Origin of the sequence: Nonomuraea sp. NPDC052116 (assembly GCF_040680035.1) — a bacterium.
GTDB classification, from domain to species: domain Bacteria; phylum Actinomycetota; class Actinomycetes; order Streptosporangiales; family Streptosporangiaceae; genus Nonomuraea; species Nonomuraea angiospora_A.
Map to the genome: position 1 here is coordinate 120951 of NZ_JBFAWA010000006.1, position 12740 is coordinate 133690.

Annotated in this window: 13 protein-coding genes; 6 read left to right on the forward strand and 7 right to left on the reverse strand. The window is 72.1% G+C overall.

All coding sequences use genetic code 11. From position 1 onward, the window contains the following. Positions 1 to 18: 18 nt before the first annotated feature. Together AB0L65_RS13060 and ald are read left to right on the forward strand one after the other, a co-directional pair. Complete coding sequence (locus AB0L65_RS13060) at positions 19 to 1401, forward strand: aspartate aminotransferase family protein (protein ID WP_364244069.1); 1383 nt, start codon at positions 19 to 21, stop codon at positions 1399 to 1401. Positions 1402 to 1465: 64 nt separating this feature from the next. Then, positions 1466 to 2575, forward strand: a complete 1110-nt coding sequence (gene ald / locus AB0L65_RS13065) for an alanine dehydrogenase (RefSeq protein ID WP_364244071.1) — start codon at positions 1466 to 1468, stop codon at positions 2573 to 2575. A 25-nt stretch (positions 2576 to 2600) separates the two neighbouring features. Here ald and AB0L65_RS13070 read toward each other — a convergent pair whose 3' ends face one another. The 5 genes from AB0L65_RS13070 to AB0L65_RS13090 all read right to left on the reverse strand — a co-directional run bounded on the left by AB0L65_RS13070 (position 2601) and on the right by AB0L65_RS13090 (position 6537). Further along, positions 2601 to 3986, reverse strand: coding sequence for a tetratricopeptide repeat protein (locus tag AB0L65_RS13070; RefSeq protein WP_364244074.1), 1386 nt, complete (start codon positions 3984 to 3986; stop codon positions 2601 to 2603). 56 nt (positions 3987 to 4042) lie between these two features. Continuing rightward, entirely contained in the window at positions 4043 to 4900 is an 858-nt protein-coding gene (locus AB0L65_RS13075; protein WP_364244076.1) for a sulfite exporter TauE/SafE family protein, read from the reverse strand. Between the two features lie 41 nt (positions 4901 to 4941). After that, on the reverse strand, positions 4942 to 5142 hold the full coding sequence (locus AB0L65_RS13080; protein WP_364244079.1) for a hypothetical protein: 201 nt from the start codon (positions 5140 to 5142) through the stop codon (positions 4942 to 4944). A gap of 91 nt (positions 5143 to 5233) precedes the next feature. Then, a complete protein-coding gene (locus tag AB0L65_RS13085) occupies positions 5234 to 5473 on the reverse strand; it encodes an SHOCT domain-containing protein (protein WP_364244082.1) in 240 nt (79 codons plus the stop codon). A 95-nt stretch (positions 5474 to 5568) separates the two neighbouring features. Beyond that, positions 5569 to 6537 carry an Lrp/AsnC family transcriptional regulator gene (locus tag AB0L65_RS13090; protein WP_364244085.1) on the reverse strand — a complete coding sequence of 323 codons (969 nt, stop codon included), beginning with the start codon at positions 6535 to 6537 and terminating at the stop codon, positions 5569 to 5571. Positions 6538 to 6623: 86 nt separating this feature from the next. Here AB0L65_RS13090 and AB0L65_RS13095 point away from each other — a divergent pair, with 86 nt between their 5' ends. After that, a complete protein-coding gene (locus AB0L65_RS13095) occupies positions 6624 to 7454 on the forward strand; it encodes an NAD(P)H-binding protein (RefSeq protein ID WP_364244088.1) in 831 nt (276 codons plus the stop codon). On the opposite strand, the gene AB0L65_RS13100 is transcribed toward AB0L65_RS13095, so the two are convergent. After that, a complete protein-coding gene (locus AB0L65_RS13100) occupies positions 7451 to 9172 on the reverse strand; it encodes a gamma-glutamyltransferase family protein (protein ID WP_364244090.1) in 1722 nt (573 codons plus the stop codon). The two genes, AB0L65_RS13095 and AB0L65_RS13100, sit on opposite strands and share 4 nt — an antisense overlap. A gap of 95 nt (positions 9173 to 9267) precedes the next feature. Here AB0L65_RS13100 and AB0L65_RS13105 point away from each other — a divergent pair, with 95 nt between their 5' ends. Continuing rightward, positions 9268 to 10374: a histidine kinase gene (locus AB0L65_RS13105; RefSeq protein WP_364244093.1), complete on the forward strand. Its 1107-nt coding sequence runs from the start codon at positions 9268 to 9270 to the stop codon at positions 10372 to 10374. Continuing rightward, on the forward strand, positions 10371 to 11018 hold the full coding sequence (locus AB0L65_RS13110; RefSeq protein WP_364244097.1) for a response regulator transcription factor: 648 nt from the start codon (positions 10371 to 10373) through the stop codon (positions 11016 to 11018). Before AB0L65_RS13105 ends, AB0L65_RS13110 begins: the two co-directional genes overlap by 4 nt. A gap of 6 nt (positions 11019 to 11024) precedes the next feature. Here the strand turns inward: AB0L65_RS13110 and AB0L65_RS13115 are convergent, their stop codons facing one another. After that, positions 11025 to 12482: an FAD-dependent oxidoreductase gene (locus tag AB0L65_RS13115; protein ID WP_364244100.1), complete on the reverse strand. Its 1458-nt coding sequence runs from the start codon at positions 12480 to 12482 to the stop codon at positions 11025 to 11027. Between the two features lie 51 nt (positions 12483 to 12533). Here AB0L65_RS13115 and AB0L65_RS13120 point away from each other — a divergent pair, with 51 nt between their 5' ends. Next, entirely contained in the window at positions 12534 to 12737 is a 204-nt protein-coding gene (locus tag AB0L65_RS13120; protein ID WP_185071099.1) for a helix-turn-helix domain-containing protein, read from the forward strand. Positions 12738 to 12740 lie beyond the last annotated feature (3 nt).

Here is a 12740-nt window from a genome sequence, read left to right on the forward strand (position 1 = left end):
ACACGAGGGAAGATAACCATGACGCAGCCGGAAAACGACGTCCTGAAGGCCGCGCAGGACAACCTGTGGTTGCACTTCACCAGGCACAGCGCCTATCAGCAGTCCGAGATCCCGACCATCGTGCGCGGTGAGGGGTCCTACGTCTACGACATCCACGGCAAGCGCTACCTCGACGGGCTGGCCGGGCTCTTCGTGGTCCAGGTCGGCCACGGACGCCAGGAGCTGGCCGAGGCCGCCGCCAAGCAGGCTCAGGAGCTGGCCTTCTTCCCGCTGTGGTCCTACGCCCACCCGAAGGCCGCCGAGCTGGCCCAGCGGCTGGCCTCGTACACGCCCGGCGAGCTCAACCGCGTCTTCTTCACCACCGGCGGCGGTGAGGCGGTCGAGACCGCCTGGAAGCTGGCCAAGCAGTACTACAAGCTCATCGGCAAGCCGCTCAAGCACAAGGTCATCAGCCGCCAGATCGCCTACCACGGCACCCCGCAGGGCGCGCTGTCGATCACCGGCATCCCCGCGTTCAAGCAGATGTTCGAGCCGCTGGTGCCCGGCTCGGTCCGGGTCCCCAACACCAACCACTACCGCGCCGACGAGATCACCGGCGTCAAGGGCATGACGCCCGAGGAGTACGGCATCTGGGCGGCCGAGCGCGTGGCCCGCGCCATCGAGATGGAGGGCCCCGACACCGTCGCCGCCGTCTTCGCCGAGCCCGTCCAGAACGCCGGCGGCTGTTTCCCGCCCCCTCCCGGCTACTGGCAGCGCCTGCGCGAGATCTGCGACGAGTACGACGTGCTGCTCGTCTCCGACGAGGTCATCTGCGCCTTCGGCCGGCTCGGCACGATGTTCGGTGGCCAGAAGTTCGACTACGTGCCGGACATCATCACCTGTGCCAAGGGCATGACCAGCGGCTACTCGCCCATCGGCGCCATGATCGCGCACGAGCGGCTGTTCGAGCCGTTCAAGGGCGGTGACGCCATGTTCGCGCACGGCTACACCTTCGGCGGCCATCCCGTATCCTCTGCCGTAGCGCTGGCCAACCTCGACATCTTCGAGCGCGAGGACCTGCTCGGCCACGTCTCCAGGAACGAGCCGCTGTTCAAGGGGACCCTCGACGGCCTGCGCGACCTGCCGATCGTCGGCGACGTGCGCGGCTCGGGCTACTTCTGGGGCATCGAGCTGGTCAAGGACAAGGCCACCAAGGAGACGTTCTCCGCCGACGAGTCGGAGCGGCTGCTGCGCGGCTTCCTGTCCAAGGCGCTGTTCGACGCGGGCCTCTACTGCCGCGCCGACGACCGCGGCGATCCGGTCATCCAGCTGGCGCCGCCGCTGATCGCGGGGCCCGAGGAGTTCGCCGAGATCGGGTCGATACTCCGTGGCGTGCTCACCGAAGCGTGGACGCGTCTGTAGAGGCCCGACAGAACCACCCCTCAGTCCGGTACGACGGCGTGCCGGTTTCGCGAAAGGATCAACCATGAAGATCGGCGTCCCTGCCGAGGTCAAGAACCACGAATATCGCGTCGCCGCCACGCCCGCCGGAGTTCACGAGCTGGTGCGCCACGGCCACGACGTCCTGGTCCAGCGGGGTGCGGGCCTGGGCTCGCACATCCCGGACGAGGAATATCTCTCGGCGGGGGCGAAGATCCTCGACGGTGCCGACGCCGTATGGGGCGAGGCGGAGATGGTGCTCAAGGTCAAGGAGCCCATCGCCGAGGAGTACCACCGGCTGCGTGAGGGCCTCGTGCTCTTCACCTACCTGCACCTGGCCGCCTCGCGTCCCTGCACGGACGCGCTGCTGAAGGCCAGGACGACCGGCATCGCGTACGAGACCGTCCAGGTGGGCAACGCGCTGCCGCTGCTCGCCCCGATGTCCGAGGTCGCCGGCCGCCTCGCGCCGCAGGTGGGCGCCTACAACCTGATGCGCTTCAACGGCGGCCGCGGCGTCCTGCCGGGCGGCGTGCCCGGTGTCGCCCCGGCCAAGGTGGTCGTGATCGGCGGCGGGGTCTCCGGCCTCAACGCCGCGCAGATCGCCGTCGGCATGGGCGCCGACGTCACCGTGCTCGACACGAACATCGACCGCCTGCGCTTCATCGACGCCATCTACCAGGGCCGGCTCAAGACGCTGGTCTCGACGTCGTACGCGATCGAGCAGGAGGTCCTGCAGGCCGACCTGGTCATCGGCGCGGTGCTGATCCCCGGCGCCAAGGCCCCGACGCTGGTCTCCAACGACCTGGTCTCGCGCATGAAGCCGGGCTCCGTGCTCGTGGACATCGCCATCGACCAGGGCGGCTGCTTCGAGGACTCGCGCCCGACCACGCACGCCGAGCCGACATACAAGGTGCACGAGTCGGTCTTCTACTGCGTGGCCAACATGCCGGGCTCCGTGGCCAACACCTCCACGTACGCCCTGACGAACGCGACCCTCCCGTACGCGGTCAAGCTGGCCGACCTCGGCTGGCGCGAGGCGCTCAGGACGGACGCCGGCCTCGCGGGCGGGCTCAACACGCACAATGGCCTGCTCACCAACGGGCCGGTGGCCGAGGCGCTCGGCCTGCCGTTCACCCCGGTGACCGAACTGGTGTGACGAGGAGCGCCCGGGCGTGCGCCGATCAGCGCACGCCCAGGCGCTTGCGCAGGTCGCGGGCCGTGGCCAGCACGTACTCGATCTCGCCGCAGCTCGGCCACGGCGCGGTCCCGGGACGCAGCAGCGTGCCGCGCACCGACGCCAGGTGCTCGATCGCGCTCGGGTGCAGCCCGCTGCGCCCCACCAGCCACCCGATCACGTCGGAGTGGTCGTGCAGCGGCCGGGTCACCAGATCCCACGTGCCGAGCACCTCGGTCAGGTCGCCCACGTCCAGCGCGGCGCCGCCCCTGCGGCCGGTGGCCGCCGCGGCCAGCTCGGCCCTGGCGGCCAGCTCCGGCTCGGCGTGCCGCCCCCATGTGGGCGGCGGCGGATCGGACAGCCATTCCTGGGCCTCGCCCAGCTCCCCGGCCACCGACAGCAGCCCGCCCAGCTCGACGGCGGCCCCGCGGTGCCCGGCCCGCGCCGCCTGCCGGAACCAGTGCTGCCCGCCCGCCAGGTCGCCGAACTCGGCGATCAGCAGCAGGCCGTAGTTGAAGGCCGCCTCGGCGTCCCCGCCGGCCGCCGCCCGGCCGAACCAGTGGCTGGCCGCCGCGCAGTCCCTCAGCTCGACGCAGACGAACCCGGCCATCCGCTGGTCGTAGCCGCGCCCGGCGCCGGCGGCCTGCTCGAACCAGGCGCGGGCGATCCGCAGGTCGCCCATGGACAGCGCGATCTCGCCGAGCTGGGAGGCGGCGCCCGGGTGCTCGCTCTTGGCGGCCAGCCGGTAGTAGGCCTCCGCGCCCTCGGGGTCGCGGCTGGCGTGCAGGTAGAGGCCCATGCAGTACGCCGAGTCCGGATGGCCGCCCCTGGCCGCGTACTCCCACCAGCGCACGGTCTCCTCGTCGTCGCCCGTCGCGTAGGCCAGGAAGCCCAGGTCGTGCGCCGAGGCCATGTCGCCTTCCGCGGCCGCCGTGCGGTGCCACTCGCGGGCCGCCGCCAGCTCGCCCGCGTCCTCGCACATCAGCGCCAGCCTGCGGGCCGCGGTGCTGGAGCCGCCGTGGGCCGCGACCTCGTACCAGCGCCGGGCCCTGTCGGGGTCTCCGCGCTGCTCCAGCAGGAGCGTCGCCAGGTTGCTTGCCGCCTCGGCGTCACCGGCGCCGGCCGCGAGCTCGTACCAGCTGACGGCATCCACCAGGCTGCCGTGCATCTCGTGCCAGACGCCCAGGTTGTACGCGCTGTCCAGGTTGCCGCCCTCGGCCGCCCGCTCCCACCAGTGCTTGGCGGCCGCGCGGTCGCCGTACTGGGCATAGAGCTTGCCGAGCCGGTGCGCGGCCTGCGCGTCGCCGGCTCCCGCGGCGGCCAGCAGCTCGGGCTCGTCTCCCACGCGCGGCGCCGGTACGGACGGCGCCGCGACCTCTCCTTGCCAGGCCATGGCGACCAGCGTGGCACGTGATCGCGTGATCACGAACGGTAATCGCCGACATGGCGTCACGAGAAGTCGATGAAGCCCGTGTACATGCCCATCCCGCACACGTACCGCAGCGCGCCCTTCGGCTGCGGCGGCAGGCGTACGGTGGCCGGCAGCGCGACGTCGCGCCCGCCGATCGTGACCGTGCCGGTGCACCCCCGGTCGACCAGCTTGAACACCACCTCGACCGGCGCTCCGGCGCGGGCCGCCACGACGGCCGGCCGGTAGCCCTCGCGGGTCGCCCAGACCGTCACGATCTGCTCGCCGGGGCCCGGCGCGGCGGGTAAGGGCCTGGACGCGGCCGGCGGCGTGCCGCCGATCCAGCCGCCCAGGGTGAGCCCGGCGCCGACGGTCCAGAGCCCGGCGGCGATGGCCACGACCGCGGCGAGCCGGGCCAGCCGGGTGCGGGAGACGCGCCGCAGCACGTACCCGAGCAGCGCGAACGCCGGAGCGGTGCCGAGCACGAACCCCGCCATGGCCGCCGCCCCCGCCACCGGGGAGCCGCTGGAGATCGCGATCATCTCCATGCCGAGGGTCACGCCGCAGGGCACCAGGATGGTGGCCGCGCCCAGCAGCGGCGCCTTGTAGCGCGAGGGGACGCCGGCCTCGGGCTTCGCCGCGCACTGACCGCGCCGCATCAGCCGGACCGCGAAGACGATCACCGTGAGCCCGGCCGCGACGAGCAGCACCGCGCGGGCCGCGGGCGGGAGGCTGACGGCCGAGCCGAGCAGCCCGAGCAGCGCTCCGGCCGTGGTGTACGAGGCCAGCCGCCCCGCCAGGAACCAGCCGACCAGCGTGGGATCGCGCCCGTGGCAGTGATCGACCAGGCCCATGAGCAGGCTGCCCTGCGCCGCGGTGCACGAGGCCGTCCCCGCCACCAGCCCGGCGGCGACTCCGCCGGCCAGCAGGGTGACGGCGCTCAGCGGGCGAGCGCCAGACTGTCCAGAGAGCCGCTCTTGGCGGCCTCGACGATCGAGCCGAACTGGTCGAGGCTCATCTCCACGCGCTGCCCGAAGTCGTCGGTGATGACCACCTGGCGCTCGACGGACGCCGTTTCGTCCACGAACAGCTCGGGGCACCCGCAGCTGCACTGGCCGCAGAACTTGGCGACGGATCGCATACCTGTCCCCGCTCTCTATGTATCCGGTACACGAACCGTAACGCCGGTCCCTGAATGCGGCCAGTGACACTAATTGCACCCTTAGTGATGTTTAGGATGTCCAGCCCTTGAGAACGGACACCTTCTCGAAGTACTCGTCCTCGCCCATCTCGCCGCGGGCGTACCGCTCGGCGAGGATCCGTTCCGCCCCGGCGGTGGGCGACGCGGCAGCCGCGACGTGCGCGTGGCGCGGCCCCCACCAGCCCTTGTGCCGGGCCGTGATGACCAGCGCGACGACGGCGACCCAGAACAGGCCCCAGAAGAACGGGATGATCGGCCAGAAGCTGTGCATGTCTCCTCCTTGACGTGATGCCTTTCAGCGTGCCGGTCGGAGGGGCGGGCCGAATCGCACGTCAGGCCCTGTTCGGAGTCAGCCCGGGGGAGTGTTCACGCGGGTCGCCCGTACGCCTGCGGGGGTAGTGCGCCGGTGCGTTTGACCGTCCGGAGGACGGGGGCGGTCTCCAGCGTCTGGACGGCGTCCAGTGCGCTGACCCGTTCGGTGAGGTAGCGGTACAGGTCGGCGTTGTCGCGGCAGATGGCGGTGGCGAGGAGGTTGGTCGGGCCGGTGGTGACGCTGGCGAAGGAGATCTCGGGGTGGCCCGCGAGGGCCCCGGCCACGTGGAGCAGCTCGGAGGGGCGAACGGCCATCCACAGCCGGGCCTCGGCGCGGTAGCCGAGCAGCCTGGGGGAGTAGTCGAGCTGGATGGTGAGCGCCCCGGACCCGCGCAGCTGGCGCAGCCGGCGCTTGGCCGTGGCCTCCGACCAGCCGGTGGCCCCGGCCAGCTCCGTGTACCCGGCCCGGCCGTCCCTGGCCAGCACGTCCAGGAGGCGGTGGTCCTCCTCCTGGAGGACGATGCCGTCCGATTCGGTACGCGGCTCGGGGCGCAGCCGGCCGGCCTGCTCCGCGGTGAGCCAGGCCAGGCCCTGCCAGCCGTCGGGCAGGGCGAAGCCGCGCAGGAGCGAATGCGCGGTCATGGACAGGACGCGGCTGGTCCGGGGCAGCTTCTCCAGCAGGACCGTGTCGGGCGACTGGGCGAAGCACGAGATCTCGGTGCCGCCGGACAGCAGGTGCACCCAGTACGTGTCGGGCCTCCTGGCCAGGGCCTCGGCGATGGCGGTGCCCGCGTCGGGCGTGCAGCGTACGCGGATGGTCCACGGCGTGTAGCCGAGGAGCGCGCCGTCGAGGCCGCCCACCACCCTGATCACGCCGGCCGCCGTGAGCCTGCGGTAGCGGCGGGCGACGGTCTGCTCGGAGACGCCGAGCACGTCGGCGATCCTGGCGAAGGGGGCGCGGCCGTCGAGCTGGAGCGCGTGCACCAGACCACGGTCCACGCCGTCGAGTTCGGCGGATTCCATCCGGTCAGGCTAATCCCCTGGAGGAAAACCACCGAAATATCGTGAAAAATTGGGGTAGCTTCGGCCCGCGAGCCAACCTTGGGCCCATGATTCTCGTCACAGGAGCCACCGGAAACGTCGGCCGCCAGGTCGTCCACCAGCTCGTCGAGGCGGGCCACCCCGTACGCGCCATGACCCGTGACCCCTCCTGGGCGGCCCTGCCGGCGGCCGTCGAGGTGGTCAAGGGCGACCACGAAACCATCGACCGGTGCCTGGACGGCGTCGAGTCGGTCTTCCTCATCTGGCCCTTCCACACCGCGGACCTCGCCCCCACCGTGGTCGGCGCGATCAGGCGGCACGCCCGCCGCGTCGTCCTGCTCTCCTCGGGCGCGGTACGCGACCAGCCCGACTCGTCCGTCGGCCTTTCGCACAACGAGCTCGAACAGCGCGTCGAGCAGTCGGGCCTGGCCTGGACCATGCTCTGGCCCAGCACGTTCGCCGCGAACGCGTTCTGGTGGCGCGACCAGATCCGCTCGGGAGACGTGGTGCGCGGCGCGTTCGGCGCGGTGCCGATGGCGATGCTGCACGAGCGCGACATCGCCGCCGTGGTCGTACGGGCGCTGACCACGGACGGCCACGACGGGGCCCGTTACGCGCTGACGGGGCCGCAGGCGCTGACCCAGGTCGAGCAGGTGCGGATCCTCGGCGACGCGCTCGGGCGCCCGCTGCGCTGGCAGGAGTTCAGCCGGGAGGAGGAGCGGCAGCGGCTGCTGGCCGACGACTCCTTCCCCGACTCGTTCGTGGACGCGCTGCTCGACGGCTACGCGCAGATGCTCGACGGCCCGCCACCCGTCCTGACGAACACGGTCGAGGAGGTGACGGGCCGGCCCGCGCGGTCCTTCGCCGAATGGGCGAAGGACCACGTGGGCGACTTCTAGGGAGCCACCACCAGCGCGCTGCCGCCGCCGCGGCGAACGGGCTCGGCGGCGGCCTGGATCCGGCCCCGGCCGACGAACTCCAGCGCCGTCGCCGCCCCGATCTCCGGGTTGAGCGCGAAGCTGTGCCCCTTGGCCTCCAGTTCGGTCCGGTACTTGTCCAGGAACGCCTGCTCGGCCTGGGTCTGCGCGGTGTTGCGCTGCGTGGCGCGCGGCGCGGCGAGCGCGTCCGGCAGGCTCATCCCGAACTCGTACCGGTTGACCAGGATCTGCAGCACGGTCGTGATGATGGTCGAGCCGCCCGGCGACCCGACCGCCAGCACCGGCCTGCCGTGCTCGAACACCAGCGTCGGCGACATCGACGAGCGGGGGCGCTTGCCGGGGCCGGGCAGGTTCGGGTCACCGGGCGCCGGGCCGAACGTGAAGTCGGTCAGTTCGTTGTTGAGCATTACGCCGCGTCCGGGCACCACGATGCCGTTGCCGCCGGTGGACTCGATGGTCAGGTTGTAGGCGATCACGTTGCCCCAGCGGTCGGCGATGACGAGATGGGTGGTCTCGGGGCCTTCGTCCGCGATCGGGGTGGCGGTGCCGGTGGGCTGGGCGCAGGGCTCGTACGAGCCGTCCGGGCTGCCGGGGGCCGCCGGGTGGGCCGTCGCCCGGTCGCCGATCAGGCAGGCCCGCTCCTTGGCGAAGCCGTCGGACAGCAGCTCCTTGAGCGGCACGCCGGGAATGTCGCCGACGTACTTGCCGCGGTCGGCGAAGGCCAGCCGGGACGCCTCCAGGTATTCGTGCAGGCCCACCTGAGGAAGGGCCTCAAGGATGTTGAGGGCTTCGCCGACCGTCGAGCCGCCGGAGGACGGGGGCGCCATGCCGTACACGTCCTTGCCCTTGTAGGAGATCTTGGTGGGCTCGCGCAGGAGCGCCCGGTAGGCCCGCAGGTCGGACAGCTCCATCAGGCCCGGCCGGACGTTGCGGGTGCTGCCGGGGGTGACCGGCGGCTGCTTGACGGTGGCCACGATCTCCTGGCCGAGCCGGCCGCCGTACAGCCAGCCGGGGCCGCGCTTTCCGAGCTCGCGGTACGTGGCCGCCAGCTCGGGGTTCCTGAACACCGAGCCGACGGGCGGCGGGGCGCCGTTGGGGAGGTAGAGCTTGGCCGTGGAGGTGATGTCCTTGAACCGGGCCGCGTTGTCGGCGGTCTGCTGGTAGAAGGTCTGGTCGACGACGAAGCCCTTGGAAGCCACGTCGATGGCGGGCTGGAGAGCCTCTTTGAGGGAGATCGTGCCGAACTTGCGGAGGGCCAGGTCCCAGTTCGCGACCGTGCCGGGAATGCCCGCCGACAGGCCGCTGGTGACGCCCTCCTCGAACGGGATGCCTTCTAACGTGGTCGAGGTCATGGCCTGCGGGGCGGTCTCACGGCCGTCGATCGTGAAGACCTTGCGCTGCCTGGCGTCGTAGTACACCATGAAGCCGCCGCCGGCCAGGCCCGCGGAGTACGGCTCCGTGACGCCCAGCACCGCGCCCGCGGCGACGGCGGCGTCGACGGCGTTGCCTCCCCTCCTGAGCACGGCGATGGCGGCCTTGCTGGCGTCGAGGTCGACGGTGGCGACGGCGCCGCCGTACCCCTCCGCGACCGGGACCTTCTGTTGGGGCCCGGCCAGCGCGGGCGGGGCCGACACGAGCGTGATGAGGACTGCTGCTGCGGGGACGATCACTCGGCGCATGGTCCTTACGATGGCCCACGTACGCCCGTCGCGGTAGGGCCCCCTCACACGCTGGGATGATGCGCAGGTCAGAGCGCTGATCTAGCGTAGGGGTCGTGCGAGGAAAGTTCGGATTCGATCCTTATCTCGCCCTCATCGTGGCGGCCGCCCAGTTCGTCATCGCCAAGGGGGCGTCCTGGGGGCAGCAGTTGGACAGGGAGCCGCTCGACCCGTACGCGTACGGGCTGCTCCTGATCGGGCCGCTGGCGATCCTGCTGCACCGCCGTTTCCCGCTGCTCACCACCGCCGCCGCGCTCGGCGCGTGCGACCTCTTCCTGGCCGGCGGGTACGCCTACGGCCCCAGCTTCATCAGCCCCGCGATCCTGCTGTTCCTGCTGGTCACGCGGGGCAAGCGGGCGATGGCCTGGTTCATGGCGGGGATGACGGTGCTGTCGTTCCTCACCTACGCCTGGCTGATCGGCAACCGCGACCTCTTCCACAGCGTGTGGATCCTCACGTCCATCATGCTGCTCATGGTTGTGGCCGAGCTGGTCAGGATCGTCAGGGAGCGGCGGGCTGAGCGTGAGCGCGTCGCCGAGGAGGAGGCCAGGCGGCAGGCCAGCGAGGAGCGGCTGACCATGGCGCAGGAGCTGCACGACGTGCTCGCGCACAACATCTCGCTCATCCACGTGCAGGCGTCCACCGCGCTGCACCTCATCGACGACAACCCCGACCACGCCAAGACCGCTCTGGCCACCATCAAGACGGCGTCCAAGGAGGTTCTGGGCGAGATGCGCTCGGTCCTGAACGTCCTTCGCGAAGGGGCGCCCCGTTCCCCCACGGCCGGGCTCGACCGCCTCGACGACCTGATCGAGCGCTCGGGCATGGACGTGACGCTCAAACGCGTCGGCTCGCGGCCGTTGCCGCCGCAGGTGGAGCGGGCCGCATACCGGATCGTGCAGGAGTCGCTGACCAACGCCGCCAGGTACGCGCCCGGCTCGTCGGTGATCGTGCGCCTGGAGTACGGCGAGCAGGAGCTGGCCATCCAGGTCACGGACTCCGGCGCGACGACCGCCCCCGTGCTGTCCGAGGCGGGCAGCGGCAACGGCATCCCCGGCATGCGCGAGCGGGCCTCCGCGCTGGGCGGCACGCTGGTCGCCGGGCCGTCCGGCACGGGGTTCCAGGTCGAGGCCCGGCTGCCACTACCCGAGGAGACCTCATGATCAAGGTGCTGCTGGCCGACGACCAGGCGCTGGTCCGGGCGGGCTTCAAGGCGCTGCTCGACGCCCAGCCGGACATGACCGTGGTGGCCGAGGCCTCCGACGGCGCCGAGGCGGTCCGGCTGGCGGGCGAGCACCAGCCGGACGTGGTGCTGATGGACATCCGCATGCCCGGCATGGACGGCCTGACCGCCACCCGGCAGATGCCGCAGGGGCCGCACATCATCATCCTGACGACGTTCGAGCTGGACGAGTACGTCTTCGAGGCGCTGCGCGGCGGGGCCAGCGGCTTCCTGGTCAAGGACACCGAGCCGGCCGAGCTGATCCAGGCCGTCCGGGTGGTGGCGGCGGGGGAGGCACTGCTGTCGCCGAGCGTGACGCGCCGGCTGATCGCCGAGTACGCCTCCCGGGCCAAGGAGCCGGTCGCCGCCGACGGGCTTGACCAGCTCACCGAGCGCGAACGCGAGGTGCTCGGCCTGGTCGGGACCGGCATGACGAACGACGAGATCGCGGCCAAGCTGTTCATGTCGCCGGCGACGGCCAAGACGCACGTGAGCCGCACCATGATGAAGCTGCACGCCCGCGACCGCGCCCAGCTTGTGGTGATCGCCTACGAATCGGGCCTGGTCAAGCCCGGCTGGCTGTGACTGTGCTCATGGCCTCCACTCCGTGGAGGCGGGCTCGGTCGCTGGGGAGCCGAACCACTCCTGGGCAGCCTCCGCGAGCCCGTCGGTGCCCGCCCAGGCGACGTAGCCGTCGGGGCGGATCAGCAGCGCGTCGGCGGGCGGGTCGTCGGCGCGGGCCCTGACCACGTCGATCCAGTCGTCGTCGAGCGTCGCGGCGCCGCCCAGGTCGAGCAGCACGGGCCGGCCCTCGCGCATGAGCTCGGCCACCCGCCGCCCGCCGGACAGCGCCAGATCCGGGACGAACCGGCCCACCAGCGGGTGCGCCGCCGGGCCGTACAGGACGCCGGAGTCGTGCAGCAGCCCGGCCACGTGCCGCAGCGGCTCCTCGAAGGCGAACACCTCGGTGAGCAGCTCCCGCAGCGCCGCCCCGTCCTCACCCTCCAGCCGGTCGAGCACCGCCTGTGCCCGCGTCTGCATGAGTGCGCGCTCGGCGACCGGCCGCCGCTCGGACTCGTACGTGTCCAGGAGCCCGTCGGAGGCCCGCCCCCGGAGCGCGGCGGCCAGCTTCCAGCCGAGGTTGGCCGCGTCCGTCATGCCGACGTTGAGCGCCGAGCCGCCCGCGGGGAACAGGTGCGCGGCGTCCCCGGCCAGGAACACCCGCCCCGCCCGGTACCGCTCGGCCAGCCGCGCCTGCGCGACCGTGCCGGACAGCCAGATCGGCTCGCCCAACGGCAGGTCCCGGCCCAGCACGCGGCGTACGGCCGCCCGGAAGTCCTCCGGCGTCACGGGGCCGTCGCCGGGAGTCCCCTTCTCGCGCACGCCGGCGATCAGCACGCCGTGCTGGAGCGAGGTGAGCAGCAGGCGGCCGTTCGGGGTGCGGTTCCAGCCGGGCGCCAGGCCGTCGGTCTCCAGCGCCTCGAAGACGCCCGTGTCCGCGCCGGTCGCGAAGTGCCCGAGCCGCAGCACCTCGTCGTCGGTCGTGCCGGGGAAGCCGATCCCGGCCTCCCGCCGTACGCTGCTGCGCCCGCCGTCGCAGCCCACCACGTAGCGGGCCCGCATCCGCGTGCCGTCCGCGAGCTCCAGCGTCACCCCCTCCTCGTCCTGGGCCAGGGAGAGCACCTCGCAGCCCCGCCTGATCTCGGCTCCGAGCTCCTTGGCGCGCTCGGCGAGCAGGTGCTCCATCCGCGGCTGCTGGATCATCAGCAGCCGTAACGGCAGGTCGGCCGCCCCCGCGAAGCGCAGCGGCACCGAGCCGAACGGGAACCCGGGCGGCCGTCCGGCGAACGGGCTGCCCGCGCTGAAGCGCTCCAGCAGGCCGCGGTGGTCGAGCAGGTCGACGATCTGCCCGCCCAGGCCGTTGGCCCTGGGCAGCTCGCTCGGCTCCGGCCTCTTGTCCAGCACGATCGGGCGGACTCCCGCCAGGCCCAGCTCGCACGCGAGCATGAGCCCCACGGGTCCCGCCCCCACGATCAACACGTCATCCATGGTTGTCAGGCTAGATTGACAAATCCGTGGCTGTCAACCTAGCCTGACAGGGTGGACGTAACAGAGCTCTCCGAACGGATCAGGTCGAACGACCCGGCCTTGGGCCTGCGGGCGGTGGGCGCGCTGCACCGGCTGGCCGAGCAGGTCGAGGCGGTGTCGGTGGCGCTGGCCAGGGAGCAGGGCTGGACCTGGGAGCAGATCGGCGACGCGCTCGGCATGTCACGGCAGTCGGTGCACGCCAAATACGGGAAGTGAGGG

Excerpts from the sequence above, each read along its gene's own strand:
- AB0L65_RS13060 (WP_364244069.1), top strand. The coding sequence starts at position 19 with ATGACGCAGCCGGAAAACGACGTCCTGAAGGCCGCGCAGGACAACCTG.
- ald (WP_364244071.1), top strand. The coding sequence starts at position 1,466 with ATGAAGATCGGCGTCCCTGCCGAGGTCAAGAACCACGAATATCGCGTC.
- AB0L65_RS13070 (WP_364244074.1), bottom strand. The coding sequence starts at position 3,986 with ATGGCCTGGCAAGGAGAGGTCGCGGCGCCGTCCGTACCGGCGCCGCGC.
- AB0L65_RS13080 (WP_364244079.1), bottom strand. The coding sequence starts at position 5,142 with ATGCGATCCGTCGCCAAGTTCTGCGGCCAGTGCAGCTGCGGGTGCCCC.
- AB0L65_RS13085 (WP_364244082.1), bottom strand. The coding sequence starts at position 5,473 with ATGCACAGCTTCTGGCCGATCATCCCGTTCTTCTGGGGCCTGTTCTGG.
- AB0L65_RS13090 (WP_364244085.1), bottom strand. The coding sequence starts at position 6,537 with ATGGAATCCGCCGAACTCGACGGCGTGGACCGTGGTCTGGTGCACGCG.
- AB0L65_RS13095 (WP_364244088.1), top strand. The coding sequence starts at position 6,624 with ATGATTCTCGTCACAGGAGCCACCGGAAACGTCGGCCGCCAGGTCGTC.
- AB0L65_RS13100 (WP_364244090.1), bottom strand. The coding sequence starts at position 9,172 with ATGCGCCGAGTGATCGTCCCCGCAGCAGCAGTCCTCATCACGCTCGTG.
- AB0L65_RS13110 (WP_364244097.1), top strand. The coding sequence starts at position 10,371 with ATGATCAAGGTGCTGCTGGCCGACGACCAGGCGCTGGTCCGGGCGGGC.
- AB0L65_RS13115 (WP_364244100.1), bottom strand. The coding sequence starts at position 12,482 with ATGGATGACGTGTTGATCGTGGGGGCGGGACCCGTGGGGCTCATGCTC.